The organism is Pseudoalteromonas sp. bablab_jr011, assembly GCF_016464045.1.
Taxonomy (GTDB): Bacteria; Pseudomonadota; Gammaproteobacteria; order Enterobacterales; family Alteromonadaceae; genus Pseudoalteromonas; species Pseudoalteromonas lipolytica.
The window spans coordinates 58,340-78,028 of sequence record NZ_JACDWU010000192.1; the positions used below are offsets into that span (position 1 = coordinate 58,340).

Below are 19,689 nucleotides of genomic sequence, written 5' to 3' on the forward strand. Positions count from 1 at the left end.
ATAATTGTTTTACTGAAACATGATTAATGCTCACGAGGCACAGATTTGACCACCGACACGACAAAAAGTTTACCTGAATCAATAAAAAAGCGCGACAGTTCTCAATCACACTGGCATTTGTATATTGTGCAGACTCGTTTTGGCCACTGGTATACAGGGATCAGCACCGATGTTGAAAAACGTTTTGCAGCTCACCAAGCTGACAAAGGGGCAAAAAATTTAAAAGGAAAAGGACCTTTAACCTTAATTTATCAGCAACCGGTTGGCTCTCGCAGCGAGGCTAGTAAGCTTGAGATTCAGGTTAAAAAGTTAAACAAAGCGCAAAAAAGGCAGTTTGTTATCACAGCTAAATTACCTGGTTAGGGCACTAACAAACTCTGCAATTTTGCTCACTGCGTGTTCAAATAACCTAAAGTCAATGTGCTCTAGGGTATCACTCGGTTGATGATGGTGTTTATCGTGTCCCATGCCAAAATAAATATAAGGGACACCTGCTTTTGCAAACGAATAATGATCGCTGGCTCTTCGCCAATCAACGTTAAGATCAAATAATCGATTAAGTCGGGCAGATGAACTGGTTGCAAAAAATGTAATGTTTTCATCAGAAAGTCTAGTAATTGCTGTTTTATACTGCGCTATTGATTGGCCGTCTAAAAAGGCATAAATGCGAGGTTTTCGCTTGTTAACCACGAGCATATCCAGATTAATATTTAATGCGATATCTGCGCTGTTTAATTGTGACACTAAATAGTTACTGCCATGTAAGCCATTTTCTTCTGCATCGGTGGCAACGAACATTAATTGGTTCTGATGGGGCTTATCGGCGAAATACGCTGCTAAATAGAGTAAAGCAGCAACACCGCTGGCATTATCGTTTGCGCCAGGGTAGAGCTTAGTCCCGCGTTGCCCTAAATGGTCATAATGTGCAGTAAAGATAATCTTTTTACATTGAGCGCAAGCGGATGGTTTAGTCGCAATGATATTGCGGGCAGTGGCTTTTTGATAAAAAGTTGCGGGGTATTGAAATGTTTGTTCTTGAACTTCATAGCCTAATGAGGTTAAGCGGCTTGCAATGTAATCAGCGGCACGCTTTGCGCCGATTGTATTGGTTTTCCGGCCATAAAATTGCGTTGAAGTAAGCGTTGTGACATCTTGTTTTAAATGAGAGTCAGCACTGGCAAACGCAGCATCACAGTAAAATAAGTTACTGGTAATCAGTAAGCTTTGCAGTATGCGAACGCAGTGCCTGTAGTTTACTTTCATAACGCTGTTTATCATGATCAAAATCTGCCTTATTGTTCGCCATGGTCAGGTATTTTTTGGCTAGTTTCAAGTCACCTAGCTGAAAATATATACGTGCAAGGCCAAAGTCACTGTCATGTAAGTTATTATCTAAAGTGCGTGCTTTCTTAAAATGCGCTATCGCATCTTCATAGCGCCCAGTTGCGTAGGCATCATTGCCAAGCGAAATATGATAATACGGATTAGTTTGACGCTTTTTATCTAGCTGTGTGAGGATGGCATTACCCTGTTGTTCACGATTCGTCAAATTGTAAAGCAGTGCTAGGTTGCCCAAAGCCGTGTTGTTATCAGCATCTAAGGTTATGGCATATTGGTAGGCTACTTCTGCCTCTGGGTAGAGATTTGTTAGCCTTAAGAGCACACCTAAGTTCCCCCAAGCTCCTGAATAAGCGCTATCTGTATTGATAGCAGCTTTGTAATAACTGTATGCACGACCATAGTCATGGCTAAGCATGGCCGAAACCCCTTTGTTGTTATAAAACATGGCGGTGATACGAGCTTTATTAATATGACTTGTTTTAAATGCTGCCTGACGGCTATTTGGATCAAAATCAATCACTAATGAACGCGAACCAGGATAAATAATCGTGCGGTTTATGGCGTGTTTGTCGTGTTCTCTTACCTTTAAATTTATGTGTCCTGTCAGTAAGCTAAAGCCATTATTTCGTGCCCAATACTCTGGAATGTGAACCTTTTGAAATTGCCCTTCAAGACCAAGATACTCGGCTAAGCTGTACGCTAATATTGATAAAGAGAGGCAGTTGGCATTTAAATCAGCATAGGCTTGATTCGCGGTTAGTGTCGCGCCTGATTGATAAGACAGTGAGGCATCACCATTTTCTAATAAAAAGTGCAGTAAACGTTTAGTTGTCTCGAGTGAGCGAGTGTCTTCAGGAAAAGCACTGTCTAACTGACGTTTAATACGCGGAGTTAGCGCAAAAATTTCTTCCTGACTTTCGACTTTTGAAAGCCTAAATTCATTGAGCTCAGTGAGTGCTAATGGCGCAGGGGCCAACTGCTTAGGTGTATTATTACATGCTGATAAAAAGCAAAGACTTGATAATAGAGCAATCGTAGGCGCGTTCATAAGGCCCCCTTTAATTAACAGCCTAGGGAATCACATGTCTGTAAGTATAGGCTGTAATTAAAAAAGGGTCAGTGTTTACTGTTACAAAAGGTGTCAGCGTTTATCAAAGGTCGCAACAAGATCGTCTAGCGTTTGCGCACTGCTTGCTAAATCCTTTATTGCTTGCTCAGTGTCAATCTGCTCATGCATCACGGTATCGCTGATATCGCTAATTTGCTCAATATTGCGTCCGACATCAGCAACGACATTGCTTTGCTCCTCTGTGGCCGTCGCAATTAATGTTGCCATATCATTAATCTCATTAGCTGCATTGGTGATCGTGTTAAGCAACTCAACAGAGCTTTGCATGGCATTAACACTCAATTGAGCGCGTGATTTAGAATGATTGATATGTTCGACAACAAGATCGGATGTGCTTGTTAATTCACTGATCATCGTTTGGATTTCATTTGTCGATTGTGAGGTTCTGCTGGCAAGTGCGCGTACTTCATCTGCAACAACAGCAAAACCACGACCATGCTCACCAGCGCGAGCAGATTCAATCGCTGCGTTAAGCGCTAATAGGTTTGTTTGCTCAGAAATACCACGAATAGCATCAACAATGCTGGCAATTGCCTGCGTTTTGTTTGCAAGTTCGTTAACTTGTTCCGTAATGTTGTCGATGTCGGTTGCTAATTCTATTATTGCTTCTTTACTTTGGGTCACCTGCGTATGACTTTGTTCGGTACTGTGTTTACTGGTTTCTGTCAGTTTTGCCGTATTCGTGGCGCTTGAGGCAATTTCTTGTACCGTCGCGCCCATTTGATTAATTGCGGCAGCAACTGAAATTGTCTGTTCTTTTTGATTATCAAGCGCTTCAGAGTTCTTTTGGGCCTGCTTAAATACATGGGCCGCGCTTTGTCTTATTTCGCGACTTTCTTGCGCTACTTGCATGATGGCCGTTTCAATTTTTGAAATGAATTGGTTAAAGCCCGTGCTTAAGTTAGCCAGTTCAGGCTGCTCAGATTCTGGCAAACGGTATGCTAAGTTTGCATCACCAGAGCCTAAACGCATGAACAGCTCTGCCATTTTTGATAGGGGGGATGACAGTGTTTTTGCTAATAAGAAACCGGCGAAGCTGGCAACTAGCGCAATGACAATTGCAAAGCTGATTATCTGCCATTGTAACACTTGAATACTGGCAAATACCTCATTTTTGGGCACTTGAGCAATGACAAATAAATCGGTATTTTTAATTGGGCTGGCAGCAAGCAGTGTTGCTTCGCCATTCAGGTCGAGTTCGTGTAAATTAAAATCTTGATTGGTTAGTAAAGAGTCTGTAATACCTGGCTGGTACACCGAATCTAGTTTTGCCTTAGCCACTTTACTGGCATCTTTATGTAATTGAATTAAGCCATTTTTATCTGCTATGAACACAAACCCAGTTTCTTCAATCTTAAACCTTTGCAGCATGGCTTGCATGTCATCAATGCTTTTTGCCAATCCTGCAAGACCAATACCATTGGTTTGCTGGTGGTTAACAAACATTTTTACATCAGTGGGCGACTCTTGATAAATACTGATAGAAAAAGGCACTGATGATTGCGTGAAGGCAAAAAACCAACTGTCTTGCTCTTTTGTAAGCACACGTAAAAAACCGTCTTGATTCCAATATTGTGCAGTTTCACGATTGGCCCAAGATGCCGTGGCTAAATCATACTGTTTAACAAGGCGGTTGAGCTCTTTGAGCAGCGTATTATCGTTATTATTTCCTGAGCGAGCCCATTCTAAAACGAACTCGTTGCTAGAAAGCTGTTCTGCAGCGCTGATCATTTGGTTTATATCGTGGGTGATATAGTTATCAATTGCTTGCAATTTACTTGGCAGTTCAGATTCAATCATACGGTGTTCGATGATTTTTTTTGCACTATAAAGGGCTGTTGCACCGATAAGTGCTGCAACGATAAGAGCAATAGAACTGCCTAGTAGAGTTATTTTTTTGGTAATGGTAAGTTGATTTAACGCCATGAAAGTGTCTTAGTTTACAACAAATAAGAGAGTAATTTTAGCATACACTTTGCAGATGACGAATAAATGTAGGGACAAAAAAAAAGCCCAAAGCATATGCAATTGGGCTTTGTTTCTAACAAGCGAAACTTACTTTCCAGGGTTAAACAATTTTCTTCATTGCTGACATGTAACCGCGTAGTTTACTGCCTACCACTTCAACAGGGTGCTCTCGAAGTGCTTTATTCACAGCGATCAACGTTTGGTTATCAACCTGATTGCTGGTGCTATCAAGGCCTTTACCAATGACATCAGTATCAATGTTTTGCATAAAGTCTTTTAGCAGTGGTAAACACGCATGGTTGTATAAGTAACAGCCATATTCTGCGGTATCGGAAATAGTTCTGTTCATTTCAAAAAGTTTTTTACGCGCAATCGTATTAGCAATTAGTGGCGTTTCGTGCAGTGATTCATAGTAAGCCGATTCAGCAATGATGCCCGCTGCTGTCATGGTTTCAAATGCCAGTTCAACGCCTGCTTTTACCATTGCAACCATTAGAATACCTTGGTCGAAGAAGGTTTGTTCATTGATCTCTTCATCAGTATTTTGTTGCTTTTCGAATGCTGTTTCTGCTGTTTCTGCGCGCCATGCGAGTAATTTTGCATCATCTTCAGCCCAATCAGCCATCATGCCACGAGAAAACTCGCCGCTGATAATATCGTCCATGTGCTTATTATAAAGAGGGCGCATGATTGTTTTTAGCTGCTCGCTTAACTCAAATGCCTTTACTTTCGCAGGGTTCGATAAGCGGTCTAACATGTTTGTTACACCACCATATTTTAGTGCTTCGGTGATTACTTCCCAGCCGTATTGAATCAATTTAGAGGCATAACTAGGATCAATCCCTTTTTCAACCATTTTGTCAAAACACAGTAATGAGCCGGTTTGTAACATGCCGCATAAAATAGTTTGCTCACCCATTAGGTCTGACTTAACTTCAGCAATAAATGATGATTTTAGTACACCTGCGCGGTGGCCACCGGTGCCAGCCGCGTATGCTTTTGCTTGTGCTAGGCCATGTCCTTGCGGATCATTTTCAGGGTGAACAGCGATAAGCGTAGGGACACCAAAGCCGCGTTTGTACTCTTCGCGTACTTCAGAGCCTGGGCATTTAGGCGCTACCATAATGACCGTTAAATCTTCGCGAATTTGCATACCTTCTTCAACAATGTTGAAACCATGTGAATAGGCAAGGGTCGCGCCTTGTTTCATAAGTGGCATGATGGCATTCACAACGGATGTATGCTGCTTATCAGGTGTTAAGTTCAATACTACATCGGCAGTTGGGATAAGTTCTTCGTATGTACCAACAGTAAAACCGTTTTCAGATGCATTTAAGAATGATTGACGACGCTCAGCAATAGCCGACTCGCGCAATGTATATGAAACATCTAAACCTGAATCACGTAAATTTAAACCTTGGTTAAGACCTTGTGCGCCACAACCGACAATAACGAGTTTTTTCCCTTTTAAAGCGTCTACGCCATCAGTAAATTCTGATGGATCCATAAATTCACATTGCGCTAATTGCGCTAACTGCTCACGTAAAGGAAGAGTGTTGAAATAATTCGCCATTGTTAGTGTCCTATTAATACTAGTTTGTTAGAAAACAAAGAGTCATTCTTTGTATGGGTTAACAGTATGCAATTTTTAACCTTGCGTAAAATGATATATTTGCATTAAAGTCTTTCATAAAATGAAATGGTGAAATTATGGATCACAAGCATCTACATTACTTTTTAGCATTGGCGAAAACATTACACTTTGCGAGGGCCAGTGAGCTGTGTCATATCAGTGCTCCGACACTGAGCCGAAACATTAAGCAGCTTGAGGAGGAGGTTGGCGTCGTCTTGTTCAATCGAGATAATCGCACGGTTAAATTAACTCGAGAGGGTGAGTCTTTTATTGAATATGCTAACGCAACGTTAGCGAATTGGCACCGTTTCAAAGCGAATGTACAAGAGCCACAGCAGCATATATACGGTAATGTGAGTATTTATTGTTCGGTCACCGCCTCGTATAGTTTTTTACATCAGATATTAGAACAGCTACGGATGCAGCATCCCTATATTGAAATAACTTTAAATACGGGTGATCCAGCACTGGCTATTAATCGGGTTTTAGATGGTCATGAAGCCATGGCCATTGCAGCAAAACCTGCTAAGTTACCTGGGCAAATAGCATTCACCAGTATTGGTTACTCGCCTTTGGTACTCATTGCTCCTAAAATTGTGTGCCCTATTAGTGAGCAGCTTAAAGATGAAAATAATATTGCCTGGTCAAACCTTGAATTTATCGTGGCAGAGCAGGGGTTATCTCGACAACGTTTAGAGCAGTGGTGGCGTAAGAAAAGCATTCATGGTCGAATTTATGCGCAAGTAGCGGGACATGAAGCCATGGTATCAATGGTGAGTTTGGGTTTAGGGGTGGCAATGGTGCCGAAGATTGTGCTCGACAACAGTCCGCTAAAAGATAAAGTTCAAATTATTAGTGATGCCGAACAAACTATTCCCGGTTTTGATATTGGTTTAGCGGTACTCAATAAAGAGCGGCATGACCCGGCACTGAATGCGATTTGGAGTATTGCGCAATCGTTAACTCAACAGGCAATCTAATACTTTTATGCTCGCTTATTTGGTTGGCTGTATGAGTTTGATTTGGTTCTTTTGGTTGTTCTGTTTTTGTATAGGTATATTATTTTTTTTGTAGTTATTTAGTATGGTTTTTTAAAAGTTTAACTCGTGGTTTGTACTGGTTTATATCTGTGAAATTGCTTTTTTATTGATTTTTTTCAATGTGTTGCTACCGTAATTTAAAATAATAAAAATTCATGGCAACGACACATGGTATTGTCTGCTCAAGCCGCTCATTCTTTAGGTTATTCTAGCCACTGTTTAAAGCTAGCCATTCCATTAATGGTGAAATATAAAATTCCCATAACGCCGCTTAATTATGCAATTTGGTATTGCTATGTTAGTGACAAGAACCATGATTTAAATAAAGAGCTGGATGGCTTTATTAGCAGATTTAATGGCTGTAGTTATGAGCAAGCTAACTACTCATTCAACAAGTACCTTTCAGTCAATGACCTATCCTTATTTAATCAGCTTTCGAATAGTTTTGATGATGTTGTAGGGCAAGTCCAACATGATTTAACTGCAGCGCTTAATCAATCAACGCAGTTTAATCAGGTATTATATGCATGCAGGGAGAAGTTACACGATGCTGATATTAGTAAAGAAAGAGGCTTCGATGATGTACTTCACTGTGTTGAGCGTTTAACTAACGAATCAGCCGCATTACAAAATCGCACGCAAGATTTTCAAAATCAACTAGCCCTAGCATATGCAAAAATTATAACGCTAAAACAAGAGCTGATTGATTCAAAAAGAAAGGCTGAAAAAGATACGCTCACTGGGCTTTTTAATCGCGGCAAATTTGATGAAGATATTACCGTTTTTTGTCAGCGTGATGATTTAGCCGAAATCGCTGTGCTAGTGATGGTCGATATTGACCACTTTAAAGTATTTAACGACACTTTTGGTCACCAAAAAGGTGATCAAGTCTTACGTGCTGTTGCGGTAAAATTACTGAAGTATGTCGCAAGTGTTGGCCAAGTTTATCGTTATGGGGGAGAAGAGTTCTGTTTCACTGCGCAGTTTACCAGCATCAGTGATATGACTAACTTTACTCAACAGCTGCGTTTAGCCATCACAAAATTACACATTAAAGATCCTGCTTCCACGACTGTACTGGGTTATGTTACCGCAAGCTTTGGTGTTGCAATTAAATCAACAAATAGTCAACCAAATCAACTCATTAAAAAAGCTGATAAGGCACTTTATCTCGCTAAAAAGCACGGTCGTAATCGCATAGAAATTATTGAAGAGTAACAAAGTGACAGACTTACTGCGTATAAATGTATCAAATTTGTGAATAGTTGTAACTTGCTAAGGACAGTTTATTCACAACTTGGTAGTATGGTGTCATTGCATAATTCTCTTTGGTCGTAACAATAATAATGAAGTCTCAGACGATCAGGATGTGCGTAATCGTTTTTTCTGTGCTGCTTTTGCTTTCAAGTAAAGTCTATGCCGATGAATCAACACGCACTGAACGTGAAAGCCGTGTGGCTAGTCAAGAAATCGATATTAATCGCTGGCACGTAAGTGTTAATGCGGGTATTGGTGTCATGACGAACCCGCTACATGGTGGTAAAAATTTACCCTTAGTAGTGCTACCTGAAATAGCCTATTACAGCGAAAAGTGGTTTTTTGATAATGGCCGCCTCGGTTATTCTTTTCATGAAAGTGCTTCACACGTTGTTAATTTTGTGACCGAGTTTAATCCTGAAACTCGCTTTTTTATTGATTTTCATCCAAGTAATGTGTTTGCACTGCAAACATCAAATAGCTTCATGGTTGAATCAACGACCAGTGACGAACTCGTTAAAAAAAGGGTGACAATTGACGATGTACGTAAACGTCGTTGGGCACTTGATGCGGGCGTGAGCTACCACTACGTACGTGATAACCATATTTTCTCTTTTCAAGCTTTAGCTGATGTATCTGGGGTCTACCAAGGAATGCGAAGTGCATTACAATGGCAAGCACATTATCAAGTCGATGACCTTGAAATAATGCCGAGCGTAGGCATTTGGTACAAATCAGCCAAACTAAATGATTATTTTTATGGTTTATCTGCCGAAGAGTCTTTAAATGGGGTAATTGGTGTTGGCAGTAGCTGGCAACCTTATGCTAAAATCGACGCCCGTTGGCCTCTGAGTGAGACTAACTCTCTTCGTTTTCATTTAGCATATTATGACTACTCAGCCGTGGATGACAGTCCGCTTTTTGAACACACGTATTCAATGACTGCTTTTATAGGATTCAATCATATTTTTTAATATGAAGTATTTTGTTTTAAGTCTGTGTGTGTTTGTTGCTGTTATTTGGGGGTTCCCGAGTCACGCACAAGCGACTCACTTAGCTATCTCACCCAAAGTGTGTGTTGTATTACAGCAGCATGATTTTTGCGATCTTCAGTTAAAAATAAGTTGGCAAGTGGCGCAGCCTGAAGATGTGTGTTTGTACCAAAATAATCAGCAAATTCAATGCTGGAAGAACACTCGAAAAGCGCAGTTACATCATAAAGCGCGTGTTCAGGTTGAAACAATATACTCCTTAATCAATCCGCACACGGGGAGTAAAATTGCAACAGCTAAAGTTGAAGTGCAAAGCACTGAAGCAAAAACAACGAGACGCAGATTACGCTCACCGTGGAGCTTATTTTAATTCAGGAGCAACCAATGGCAAAGATTTTACTTGTTGAAGATGATCTCGGTTTACAACAGTTAACACGGGACTATCTTCAGCATAACGGGTTGGATGTTGCGGTCCTTGAACGCGGCGATGAAGTGTTTGATTACCTTGAAAACAACCCGGTAGATTTAATGATTCTAGACGTTATGTTACCCGGTAAAGATGGCTTTAGTGTATGCCGTCAGGTACGCGATAAATATAGCCTACCGATTTTAATGCTGACAGCAAAAGGTGAAGACTTTGACCAAGTTATTGGTCTTGAGCTTGGTGCTGATGACTACGTCATTAAGCCGGCTGAGCCGCGTGTTTTACTTGCACGAATTAATGCATTACTTCGCCGTGGCCAAGCAACAAACAAAACCCCTGAAGAAATTACCTTTGGCGATTTAAGCATTGATAAAACCAGTCGCATTGTTACACTCAAAGGTAATGAAATTACACTTACCTCTCATGAATTTGAATTGCTTTGGTTATTAGCGTCAAATGCAGGTGAGGTGCTAAGTCGTGAGCATGTTCATCAACATATGATTGGTCGTCAGTACGATGGTTTAGACCGTACAGTTGACGTACGTGTATCACGGATCCGTAAAAAGCTGGGTGATAACAGTGATAAGCCTTATCGTATAAAAACGGTGTGGGGACAAGGTTATTTGTTCGTATCTGATGCATGGGAAATGTAAGTATTAATGGGGAAACTGTTTGCAAGCTTATACCTTTATATAATAGTTTCTTTGTTTCTGGTTAGTGGGGTCATTGAGCAACTTTGGCCCTATGAAGATACTCAACAACACATCGCCCTCGACCAAGAGTTTGGGAAATCTCTCTGGCTCTTAAGTCAAACAGAAGAGGGGCTAGAAAAATTACAGCAAGCGTTTAATAGCGAACGCATTAACCGTAATGATGTCGCTCTACCTGAAGAATTAAACGCCAAGTTAAACGCTGATAAACACCTTTATCTTTTTAACCACCAGCAAGAAGTCATTTGGTACATAGCACTGAATGATAAGCAGTTGTTGCATGTGGGTCCTTTTTCAGTGTCCAATTCAAGTTTTAGCTCGGTTTGGCCTTACTTTCTATTATTAACCGTGATTGGTGTGCCTGTAGGCTTATGGAGTTTCTTACTGTGGCGCGACTTCAATAAGCTGACACTTGCTTGTGAGGCGGTCGGTGGCGCACAAGATTTTGAACTTCATGATGCGTCTAAATCATTTTTCTTACCAATCACCGATACCTTAAGCGCGATGCAAGAACGCATCCAATATTTGCTTGCAGCTCAACAAGAGCTTACTTCATCAGTTTCTCATGAGTTTAGAACGCCTTTAGCACGGTTAAAATTTGCGGTTGCTATGCTTGAAGAGCAAATAGAAAATGAAAAGTCATTCGATTACATCGATAACATGCAAGCAGACATTGCTGAGCTTGAAGCCTTAGTGTCAGAAATGCTTGAATATGCCCGCCTTGATTCCCATCAGCCAAGTTTAACGCGTCGCCCTTGTGATTTAACAGCATTGATTAATAGTGTTGTGAATAAACTAGAGTTTGCCACCGACATTGATGTGCAATTGAATGCGCCAGCAGAGCTCTACTACGAATGTGATGAGCACTTTATGGCACGCTGCATTCAAAATTTACTGGGGAATGCTCAAAAGTATGCAGCCCATAAAATTCAAGTGAGTTTGCAAGAATTTCCTGATTATATACAGCTCAATGTTGAAGATGATGGCCCAGGTATTGCCCCAAGTGAGTGGCAGAGTGTATTTAAGCCATTTACACGTTTAGATAAGAGTCGAGATAAAAAAACCGGTGGATTTGGTTTAGGTCTTGCTATCGTGGCAAAAATTGTAAGCTGGCATCAAGGGCAATCAGAACTGGGTAATTCTGAGCTGGGTGGGGCAAAATTTATTATTCGCCTCTATAAGCTAGACTATACCACTGTGCATTAATACGTCATCATTTTGAGTGACTAAACCTAACGCTTGACGTCAGTTGTGTTAAAAACTTCTGGTTGGCGACTGCATGTGTAGGAAGTCGAACAGTGCAGGAGCAATTGCCAAGGCACCTCAATCACAAAGTATTACCTTCGTTATTACACGGTTTTTTACTTCAGCATAACTCTCTTCGTTAAGCTAACGTGTAGTCACTCATTAGCAGACATAAAAAAAGCGCCTTAGGCGCTTTTTCTGTGGTTAAAACCAAAAATAAACAAGTAGCAAAGTAATAGACTACGTTCAAAAGTAAAAGTTCACGAAAATTGAAATTATTTTTCATCTAATAATGGCATCAGCATTTTCTCTAAACCATTGAGTTTTACTTCGTACATCATTGCTAGTTGCGCGCCAAGTTGTGTGTCTGGAAATCCTTTCTGTTTAAACCATACAAGATAGGGTTCAGGTAGCAATAAGAGGGGGCGACCAGCGTACTTTCCAAACGGCATTTTTGTATTTATCGCGAGCTTTAATTGGGCTGTATCCATTACTGTCTCAATTGGACTTATATTTATTATGAATGATACGGCAAATAGGAAAGAGAAAATAGGCTGTGACGGGCAAGAAACAGCCTATTTAGTGAGGGAGGTAGGCCCTCGGAATGACTACTGCAAAATAATACTGAATGCTAATGTAGTTGTTGGCGACTCTTTTTCGAAAACCCAAGCTGCTTGAGCCTCGTTACGATAGTCGGGTCGTCAATTCGCTCAGGTGTTTCACTGTCACGAAGAAAATGATCACGCGGAACTTGATAAACATCGAGCATCTTGTTGAATAGCACAGTTCTAATATCCATCGCTGTCATGCCATTTTGTTGTAACTCATCAAGCTGCTGTTGAATATCTACAAGTTTCCCGGAATGTGCATCATCCGTGTTTGCTAAAGATTCTCTGGTAAACTTATTTTTCATTTAAACAACCTTAAACAGTCTAACAGTAGTGCATAAATCATGAAGTACGCAAGCAGACTGATAAACTTTTTTTGTGTTAAAAATAGATACTTAGCGTAGTATCTAAGCCCAGTTTACTCCTTTTTTGACAATGATTGCTAATTTGCATGTAAAGCTTTGTAAATAAGAATGACCTAGAGCAGGTACGTCAGGTATGGGGTTAATTTTTATGTCTAAGCAAGTATATGAATATAATGAAAATAATTCTCAGTACCATAATTAGGTGCTGAGAATTATTTTTTACATCAAGAAAAAAGTTTTTGTTTTACATGTTCAGCAAAGCCACTACCGGCTTCTAAATAGAAGTTATAGGTTGAATCTACGCCCATATCTTCTAGTTCTTTTTGCTGATCTGGGTAGTTCGCAATAGCAGTAACTTGGCCTTGATAACCCGAGGCACGTAACTGTTCAAGGGCAAAAATATTCTGCATATGTTTTGGCATTGCGAGCATAACCATGCCCACATGAGAATGATTTACGCGTTGCCAAAAATCAGGGTCAGTCGCATCTGCTATGAGTACCCGTCGGCCACGCTTAATATGTTTTTCTACCACATCGGGCTTAATATCAATACCTGCAACGAGATTAGGGTGTGTTTGACTAATCGTTTCGTACGCACCAGTGCCAATACGACCCATGCCAAAAATAACAATTTTTGTGTCATTTAGGTTTACTGGTAACTCTTCGGCAAGTCGCGTATCGCTTTCAAATTTGAGCAGCCAGTTTTCTAGTTTGACATAAATTTCGTTTGAACGTTTGTTTAAAGGAGACGCCAATATAAAGGTAACAGATACGGCAATAGCCATTACAGCAAGCCATTCACTGGTGATCATATTGCTACTTGCTGCAACAGCACACACAATTAACCCAAACTCACTGTAGTTAGAGAGGCTAAAAGCACTTAACAGTGAGGTACGCGCGCGTAGTTTAAAGAGATTAGTCAGTACATAATAAAGCGCCACTTTGATAGGTAATACAAATACAATCACCATAGCGACTAACACGGCATGGGTCGTTAGTTCTGCATTTAAGCCAATATTTAAGAAAAACCCTACAAGAAGAATATCTTTCAAATTAAGTAGTGATTTTGATAACTCACCGGCTTTCTTGTGCGACGCAAACATCATACCGATGATAAGCGCGCCTAAATCACCTTTAAGGCCCGCAAATTCAAATGCTTGATATCCAAGTACGAGTGCAAAGAAAAAACCAAATAAAGGCAATAGTTCACCGTGTTTTGAACGGTTGAGCACCCAAAACATAAGGGGGCGTAAAACAGGTAAGCCTATTAATAGTGCCAGTGCCCACATATTAGGTGCTTTGCCCGTACTAATGGCTAAGAAAATAACCGCGAAGATATCTTGCATCACTAAGATACCGATAGCGATTTTACCGTGTAGGCTTGCCATTTCTCCGCGCTCTTCAAGTACTTTAACTGCAAATACAGTACTTGAGAAACTAAATGCAAAGCCAACGAGTAAGGCACTTTGCCACGTGAGCTGATCAAAAAGGGGCAGTGCAAGCGCACCCAGCAATAGCATAAAAGCACTGAATAACGTGCTACTAAGCACAATGTGAATTGAGGCTGGTGCCCAGACTTGGGGTTTTATTAAGTTAGAGACTTTCAGTTTTAGGCCGATGCTAAACAGAAGAAGTGTTACACCTAAGCTTGCGAGAGTATTGAGTAGTTCTGTTGTTTTGTAGCCATATAAGTTGAGGGCGAAGCCCGCCAACAAAAAACCAATAAGGGGAGGAAGCTTTAGCTGATAAACAGCAAAGCCACATACAAACGCGGTAGCAAAGTATATAAGTTCCATAATTCTTCTTTTGACTTCATTTGTTATGAGTGTAGCGAAATATTCTATATTGGAAAACACTAACGAATATAAAGAGTTTAAAAAATAAACACTTTTGCGTTATTTATTGATTAATGCGCCAAAAGTAACATTTTTTCGCTGACATTAGCTTTTAATTGTGGTTAAGATGCAGTAACGAAGGAATTTAAGCCAATTTGTTATAGAACCTGGCTTAAGGAGAAAAGATGTTTAAGAAAATCCTTGCATCAGTTGGTATTGGTGCAGCAAAAGTAGACACTGTACTAGAGACAGAACATTTACAACCCGGCCAAAAATTTAACGCTGTCATTGTGATTAAAGGCGGGGATGTTGAACAGGAAATCGCGGGCTTAGACTTAGCGTTAATGACGCGCGTGAAGGTACAAAGTGATGATGGAGATTACTTCACCAATCACATTATAGAAAAGTGGCGTATTAACGAGATTGGTACAATTGCCGCGGGTGAAGAAAAGCACATTCCTTTCGAGGCGCGTTTACATTCTGAAACGCCAATGACAGAGATCAACGCAGGGTATAATCAGTCGCATGTTTGGATTGAAACAGGCTTAGATATTGATATGGCACTTGACCCAACAGACCGTGATTCGCTCCATGTGTATCCGAATGATGCGGTAAGCACCTTAATGCAAGCAATGGACAAGCTTGGTTTTAATTTGGTGAAGGCTGATGTCGAAAAAGGGTACTTGCGAGCGCCTACCTTTCAATCACATTCAGGTTGCTATCAAGAACTAGAATACAGACCGAATAGCCGCAGTTTATTTGGATTACAAGAAATCGAATTGTCTTTTGTGCCTGAAGCCCATAAAACACATGTGTTGATTGAACTTGACCGTGCCTTTAGAGGCGATGGATATGTTGATTTAACCATTGAACATGATCATGTGAATTTATCGCAATTGTGTGATCAGCTTGAGCGATTGTTCGCATAATACGCCAAGCTAAAAACCTAGAAACCCAGCTTTGGCTGGGTTTTTTGTTATTAAAGGGAGAGTTATGTTTTCAATTAAGACTTATGGTGCGTTAAGCAAAGATGAGTTATTGAGTATACTTCGTGCCAGAGTGGATGTATTTGTGGTAGAGCAAACCTGTCCATACCCTGAAATAGATGATATTGATAACCATCAAGAAACGTTGCACTTGTGTTTATTTAAGGACAATAGGCTTGCGGCTTATGCTCGTTGTTACCCAAAAAATACTGAATTGAGTGCATTTGGGCGGGTGTTAGTGACTGCTGATTTTCGCGGTCAAGGTCTGGCAAAACAGTTAGTGCAAACGGCCATTGATACTTGCCAGCAACATTGGCCTGAGCGAGCTATTACAATTGGCGCGCAATGCTATTTAGTCGATTTTTACCAACAGTTAGGTTTTAAGTGTGTGGGTGAAGATTACCTTGAAGATGGAATACCACACCAAGATATGTGTTTGCAGTAGCCACAGGGCTACTGCAAAATTTGTTAACTTAACAGTGAGTTTGCAAACACGAGTGCGATGGCAATGGGGCATACAAACTTGATATACCAAGGCCATACTTTCCAAAAAAAGCTATTGCCGGCTTCTGGGCAGCCCTGTTGAATCTCTTTTAGTAACGCACTGCGATGCCAAATCCAGCCAACAAAAATACAGCACATTAAGCCAAGCAGTGGTTGCGCTATTTTTGTGGTCAGTGTGATCACAAAGCCAAATAATGAGCCAAGGTTAAACACAATAGTAAAACTGACGAGCGCAATTAACCCGCCTATTAACCACGTTGCTTGCAGACGTTTCAGTGCAAAACGTTCAACAGCGTATGATACCGGCGCCTCAAGCATCGAGATTGACGATGTTAATGCCGCAATACTCATTAGTGCAAAAAAGGCGAAGCCGACAAAAATACCCACATAGCCCATGCTCGTGAATAGGGCTGGTAGCACTTGGAATACCAATGTATCTTCAGAAAGCAGGGTGCCCTCAGCTGAGAAAATTTGCACACCTTGCGCTTGCGCAACATACATGGCTGGAATAATTAATAAACCCGCCACAAACGCAATAAATACATCAATCAACGTGACATAGGCGCCAAGTGAAACGAGGTTTTCTTTTTTACTTATATACGAGCCGTAAATGATCATTACGCTGGTGCCTAAGGACAGTGAAAAGAAGGCTTGTCCTAGCGCGTTGACTAACAACTCAGGGTTCAAAATAGACGAAAAATCAGGCACTAAATAAGCTTTAAGACCTTCAACAGCACCTTCTTGTGTCATTACGTAAATGATTAACATAAACAGAATACCCAGTAACGCAGGCATTAAGCGCTTTGACCATTTTTCAATCCCGTTTTCGACACCTTTTGAAATAATAGCAATCGTTAAAATAATAAACGCGGCGGTAAAAATGATGTTTCTTGAGAGTGACTGCTCACTTAGCCAACTTCGGGCTTGCTCTTGCCCTGTTAATTGAGCAATGGGTTCAAGTGTTGCGCTTAACATCCATCCGGCAACAATGGCATAAAAACTGAGGATTAAGCCTGCACAGATAATGCCCCCAAACCCAACTAAAAACGCAAACTTCTTTTGCCACGCTTGATTGGTTACCTTACGCAAAGCGCTAACCGCATTTGCTTGACCATGACGTCCTATGACAAGCTCTGCCATTAACGCCGGATAGGCTAAACAAAATGCTAAAATTAAATAAGCAACTAAAAATGCGGCACCGCCATTACTTGCTGTTTGAGTGGGAAAACCCCAAATGTTTCCTAGGCCAACCGCAGAGCCTGCAGCTGCCATAATAAATCCAAAGCGAGAGCTGAACTCCCCGCGTGATGCGCTCATATTATTTTTACTTCTCTATTTGTGACGGCGCTGACAATCTACTTGAATTAACGCTAAATAAAAAGGGTTAATGACGGGCAATTTTGCTCTATGTCTTACCGTGTGTCGTGTCAGCGTAGATTTCAATCTATTGGGCGTAACAATACGAAAGAATTAACACAATTGAAACATTTTTAGGGGCTTTTATTCTGAATTGAAAGTGTAAAGCAAGCGCCACCGAGCTTTTTGCTCTTAGATACACTGATGGTTCCGTGGTGCCAATCTGCGACTTTGGCTGCGATTGCAAGGCCAAGCCCGTAACTTTCTCCATCACGGTTACGGTGAGTTTGTTCTTGGAAAAAGGGACTAAATACTTTATGCCAGTTTTGCTCATTGACCCCTGGTCCGTCATCTTCTACGTTTATCACCACGAGCTCTGGTGAGCAGTGCGCTGTAATGAGGATGTCTGAGTGTGCGAAATCGCATGCATTACTTAATAAATTTACAATTGCGCGAGCTAACCAATGAAGATCAGCGCAAATATATCCTGTCTTAATATCATGTTCTAAATGTAAAGCGCGTTGCTCTAACTTTGGCTCTACTTGATGGATTACAGTCAGTAAGTAACTGTGTAAATCTGATTCATTAAAAGTTAACTGGTTCGCTTTTTGTTCTAACGTTGCAAATGCGAGATAACTTTTTAGCATAGACTCCATTTGATCAAGGTCTTGTTCCATGCGTGCTAAATACTCAAGACGTTTTTCTTCATTTGGACAGTCTTGTGCGGCTTCTAAACCAAATCGTAAACAGGCAATAGGCGTGCGGATATCATGAGACAAGCTCGACGCCATTAATTTATTTTCGTCTAATAGCTTCTCAATTTGGCTCGCCATTCGGTTAAATGTCAGCTCAACATCTCGTATATACGTGAAATGAGACACATGAATACGGCTGCTTAAGTCTCCTTTAGCAAATTGTTTTGCCGCTTCATTTAATACTGTTAAGCGTTTTGCGAGAGGGGTAATTATAAAGCCCATAAAAACACACAAGCCAGCATAAAATAAAAGCGTAAGTAACACGTCGTTGCCTTGGTCGTGTATAGGGTCTTTACCAAGGCGCATTTTTAGATGATGTGCTCCAAGAGAGGCTTCACTGTACAGTAAATAGTAACCTTGTTGATCTTCAAGAATTAAGCCGTTAGGTTGGGCTATTTGCTGCAGTAATGAATGAGGCAGTGCGAGTGATTGGGTGGGTCTATATTCAAGTTGCACATTAAAGTCGCTGTTTAACTGTTTTATTGCCCGTTCACGCTCGGTCGGGGCCATAGCAGCCAGTTGTTTAGCAAAGCCTTTAATCATTTGTGTTTGGTTATAAAACTCATCCTGTGGCGTATGAGTTTGCTGACTAAAGGCGTCAATTAGCCAGCCCAATACAATAATTGAGATAAGTGCGCTGCCAAGAAGAGAAATATAAAACTTTTTCACAGGTTTAAATCTATTGCCAAGCCGTGGCGACCAGTAGATAACCTCGTCCCCAAATTGTTTTTATTTTTTCGGGGTGTTGAGGATCATCACTGAATTTTTTCCGCAATGATGAAATAAGCACATCAACACTACGGTCCAAACCGTCGTATTCTCGACCTTTTGTTGCTTTGAAAACGGCGTATCTTGAGACAACTTGGCCGGCATTACTTGCAAGGTAGTGCAGTAATAAATATTCGGCACTTGATATATGAACTTCTTCATCATTAAAGTAAACCGTGCGAGAATCGTTATGAATCGCTAACTTGCCTACTGTAATAATACTCGATTCAGTGGCTGAGTCTTGTTTGTCAGACTGAGAACGAAGAGCCGCTTTAATACGGGCGAGTAATGCTCGAGGACGCACTGGTTTCATCATGTAATCACTGGCACCCACTTCTAGACCAATAACCTCATCCATTTCATCATCTCGGGCGGTCAGCATAATAATGGGGGCATGATAAAACTGCCTTAAGTCGCGACAAACGCTGATGCCATCTTGCCCTGGTAGCATAATATCCAGTAATACGAGGTCGGGCGGTGAGGTGCGAACTTGTTCAACAACGAGATCGCCACGCTGGCAAAGTGTGGTATTGTAACCTTGCTCTGTTAAGTATTCGGCTACCCAATTCGCCAAAGAAATATCATCTTCAACGAGTAAAATTGTTCCGTAATGCTCCATTATCTACTCCTAATAGTTATACCAATCCGCAAAAATACTTAATCATTTTGAGTGATCAAACCAGTCGCTACCTGCGTTAAAAATTTCTGATTTAGAACAACTAAATAACTAAATTTTTGCCTTGTTATCAACGCGGTTTTATTGCCTCAAAATA

At 40.8% G+C, this 19,689-nt stretch carries 19 protein-coding genes; 9 read left to right on the top strand and 10 right to left on the bottom strand.

The features are described from left to right. The first annotated feature begins 45 nt into the window (after nt 1-45). Nucleotides 46-363 carry a GIY-YIG nuclease family protein gene (locus JIG41_RS11465; RefSeq protein WP_036967146.1) on the top strand — a complete coding sequence of 106 codons (318 nt, stop codon included), beginning with the start codon at nt 46-48 and terminating at the stop codon, nt 361-363. On the opposite strand, the gene JIG41_RS11470 is transcribed toward JIG41_RS11465, so the two are convergent. From JIG41_RS11470 to ilvC, 4 genes are all read right to left on the bottom strand, one after another. After that, a complete protein-coding gene (locus JIG41_RS11470) occupies nt 352-1,278 on the bottom strand; it encodes a M20/M25/M40 family metallo-hydrolase (protein ID WP_083633645.1) in 927 nt (308 codons plus the stop codon). The two genes, JIG41_RS11465 and JIG41_RS11470, sit on opposite strands and share 12 nt — an antisense overlap. Further along, complete coding sequence (locus JIG41_RS11475) at nt 1,205-2,389, bottom strand: tetratricopeptide repeat protein (RefSeq protein WP_065978112.1); 1,185 nt, start codon at nt 2,387-2,389, stop codon at nt 1,205-1,207. Before JIG41_RS11475 ends, JIG41_RS11470 begins: the two co-directional genes overlap by 74 nt. 93 nt (nt 2,390-2,482) lie before the next feature. Beyond that, complete coding sequence (locus JIG41_RS11480) at nt 2,483-4,396, bottom strand: methyl-accepting chemotaxis protein (RefSeq protein WP_065978111.1); 1,914 nt, start codon at nt 4,394-4,396, stop codon at nt 2,483-2,485. 142 nt (nt 4,397-4,538) lie between these two features. Beyond that, on the bottom strand, nt 4,539-6,011 hold the full coding sequence (gene ilvC, locus JIG41_RS11485; protein WP_199524760.1) for a ketol-acid reductoisomerase: 1,473 nt from the start codon (nt 6,009-6,011) through the stop codon (nt 4,539-4,541). Nucleotides 6,012-6,148: 137 nt separating this feature from the next. Here ilvC and ilvY point away from each other — a divergent pair, with 137 nt between their 5' ends. From ilvY to JIG41_RS11515, 6 genes are all read left to right on the top strand, one after another. Next, nucleotides 6,149-7,051 (top strand): HTH-type transcriptional activator IlvY, encoded by a 903-nt coding sequence (gene ilvY, locus JIG41_RS11490; RefSeq protein WP_118844447.1) that lies wholly within the window; start codon nt 6,149-6,151, stop codon nt 7,049-7,051. Nucleotides 7,052-7,279: 228 nt separating this feature from the next. Beyond that, on the top strand, nt 7,280-8,329 hold the full coding sequence (locus JIG41_RS11495; RefSeq protein WP_199524761.1) for a GGDEF domain-containing protein: 1,050 nt from the start codon (nt 7,280-7,282) through the stop codon (nt 8,327-8,329). Between the two features lie 149 nt (nt 8,330-8,478). Further along, nucleotides 8,479-9,342 carry a MipA/OmpV family protein gene (locus JIG41_RS11500; protein WP_036967164.1) on the top strand — a complete coding sequence of 288 codons (864 nt, stop codon included), beginning with the start codon at nt 8,479-8,481 and terminating at the stop codon, nt 9,340-9,342. 1 nt (nt 9,343) lies between these two features. Next, a complete protein-coding gene (locus JIG41_RS11505; RefSeq protein WP_036967167.1) occupies nt 9,344-9,730 on the top strand; it encodes a DUF3019 domain-containing protein in 387 nt (128 codons plus the stop codon). A 14-nt stretch (nt 9,731-9,744) separates the two neighbouring features. Next, nucleotides 9,745-10,437, top strand: a complete 693-nt coding sequence (locus tag JIG41_RS11510; protein ID WP_036967170.1) for a response regulator — start codon at nt 9,745-9,747, stop codon at nt 10,435-10,437. Nucleotides 10,438-10,443: 6 nt separating this feature from the next. Further along, nucleotides 10,444-11,700: an ATP-binding protein gene (locus JIG41_RS11515; protein ID WP_199524762.1), complete on the top strand. Its 1,257-nt coding sequence runs from the start codon at nt 10,444-10,446 to the stop codon at nt 11,698-11,700. 314 nt (nt 11,701-12,014) lie between these two features. Here the strand turns inward: JIG41_RS11515 and JIG41_RS11520 are convergent, their stop codons facing one another. The 3 genes from JIG41_RS11520 to JIG41_RS11530 all read right to left on the bottom strand — a co-directional run bounded on the left by JIG41_RS11520 (nt 12,015) and on the right by JIG41_RS11530 (nt 14,508). Then, nucleotides 12,015-12,230 (bottom strand): DUF3820 family protein, encoded by a 216-nt coding sequence (locus JIG41_RS11520; RefSeq protein ID WP_036967175.1) that lies wholly within the window; start codon nt 12,228-12,230, stop codon nt 12,015-12,017. 140 nt (nt 12,231-12,370) lie between these two features. Further along, nucleotides 12,371-12,652: a hypothetical protein gene (locus tag JIG41_RS11525; RefSeq protein WP_036967185.1), complete on the bottom strand. Its 282-nt coding sequence runs from the start codon at nt 12,650-12,652 to the stop codon at nt 12,371-12,373. 284 nt (nt 12,653-12,936) lie between these two features. After that, the gene (locus tag JIG41_RS11530; protein WP_036967189.1) at nt 12,937-14,508 is read right to left on the bottom strand and encodes a cation:proton antiporter family protein; all 1,572 of its coding nucleotides are present in this window, start codon (nt 14,506-14,508) and stop codon (nt 12,937-12,939) included. A 224-nt stretch (nt 14,509-14,732) separates the two neighbouring features. Here JIG41_RS11530 and JIG41_RS11535 point away from each other — a divergent pair, with 224 nt between their 5' ends. After that, nucleotides 14,733-15,476, top strand: a complete 744-nt coding sequence (locus JIG41_RS11535; RefSeq protein WP_036967192.1) for a sporulation protein — start codon at nt 14,733-14,735, stop codon at nt 15,474-15,476. 64 nt (nt 15,477-15,540) lie between these two features. Then, entirely contained in the window at nt 15,541-15,978 is a 438-nt protein-coding gene (locus JIG41_RS11540; RefSeq protein ID WP_074989702.1) for a GNAT family N-acetyltransferase, read from the top strand. Between the two features lie 23 nt (nt 15,979-16,001). Here the strand turns inward: JIG41_RS11540 and JIG41_RS11545 are convergent, their stop codons facing one another. From JIG41_RS11545 to JIG41_RS11555, 3 genes are all read right to left on the bottom strand, one after another. Next, the gene (locus JIG41_RS11545) at nt 16,002-17,354 is read right to left on the bottom strand and encodes a sodium-dependent transporter (RefSeq protein WP_036967198.1); all 1,353 of its coding nucleotides are present in this window, start codon (nt 17,352-17,354) and stop codon (nt 16,002-16,004) included. Between the two features lie 173 nt (nt 17,355-17,527). Next, nucleotides 17,528-18,817 carry an ATP-binding protein gene (locus JIG41_RS11550; protein ID WP_036967201.1) on the bottom strand — a complete coding sequence of 430 codons (1,290 nt, stop codon included), beginning with the start codon at nt 18,815-18,817 and terminating at the stop codon, nt 17,528-17,530. Nucleotides 18,818-18,827: 10 nt separating this feature from the next. Further along, nucleotides 18,828-19,535, bottom strand: a complete 708-nt coding sequence (locus tag JIG41_RS11555; protein ID WP_199524763.1) for a response regulator transcription factor — start codon at nt 19,533-19,535, stop codon at nt 18,828-18,830. Between the last annotated feature and the right edge of the window lie 154 nt (nt 19,536-19,689).

Bases quoted from the DNA above. Each gene is read 5' to 3' on its own strand.
- JIG41_RS11470 (WP_083633645.1), bottom strand. From the start codon at position 1,278: ATGATAAACAGCGTTATGAAAGTAAACTACAGGCACTGCGTTCGCATA.
- JIG41_RS11475 (WP_065978112.1), bottom strand. From the start codon at position 2,389: ATGAACGCGCCTACGATTGCTCTATTATCAAGTCTTTGCTTTTTATCA.
- JIG41_RS11480 (WP_065978111.1), bottom strand. From the start codon at position 4,396: ATGGCGTTAAATCAACTTACCATTACCAAAAAAATAACTCTACTAGGC.
- ilvC (WP_199524760.1), bottom strand. From the start codon at position 6,011: ATGGCGAATTATTTCAACACTCTTCCTTTACGTGAGCAGTTAGCGCAA.
- ilvY (WP_118844447.1), top strand. From the start codon at position 6,149: ATGGATCACAAGCATCTACATTACTTTTTAGCATTGGCGAAAACATTA.
- JIG41_RS11495 (WP_199524761.1), top strand. From the start codon at position 7,280: ATGGTATTGTCTGCTCAAGCCGCTCATTCTTTAGGTTATTCTAGCCAC.
- JIG41_RS11500 (WP_036967164.1), top strand. From the start codon at position 8,479: ATGTGCGTAATCGTTTTTTCTGTGCTGCTTTTGCTTTCAAGTAAAGTC.
- JIG41_RS11505 (WP_036967167.1), top strand. From the start codon at position 9,344: ATGAAGTATTTTGTTTTAAGTCTGTGTGTGTTTGTTGCTGTTATTTGG.
- JIG41_RS11510 (WP_036967170.1), top strand. From the start codon at position 9,745: ATGGCAAAGATTTTACTTGTTGAAGATGATCTCGGTTTACAACAGTTA.
- JIG41_RS11515 (WP_199524762.1), top strand. From the start codon at position 10,444: ATGGGGAAACTGTTTGCAAGCTTATACCTTTATATAATAGTTTCTTTG.
- JIG41_RS11520 (WP_036967175.1), bottom strand. From the start codon at position 12,230: ATGGATACAGCCCAATTAAAGCTCGCGATAAATACAAAAATGCCGTTT.
- JIG41_RS11525 (WP_036967185.1), bottom strand. From the start codon at position 12,652: ATGAAAAATAAGTTTACCAGAGAATCTTTAGCAAACACGGATGATGCA.
- JIG41_RS11530 (WP_036967189.1), bottom strand. From the start codon at position 14,508: ATGGAACTTATATACTTTGCTACCGCGTTTGTATGTGGCTTTGCTGTT.
- JIG41_RS11535 (WP_036967192.1), top strand. From the start codon at position 14,733: ATGTTTAAGAAAATCCTTGCATCAGTTGGTATTGGTGCAGCAAAAGTA.
- JIG41_RS11540 (WP_074989702.1), top strand. From the start codon at position 15,541: ATGTTTTCAATTAAGACTTATGGTGCGTTAAGCAAAGATGAGTTATTG.
- JIG41_RS11545 (WP_036967198.1), bottom strand. From the start codon at position 17,354: ATGAGCGCATCACGCGGGGAGTTCAGCTCTCGCTTTGGATTTATTATG.
- JIG41_RS11555 (WP_199524763.1), bottom strand. From the start codon at position 19,535: ATGGAGCATTACGGAACAATTTTACTCGTTGAAGATGATATTTCTTTG.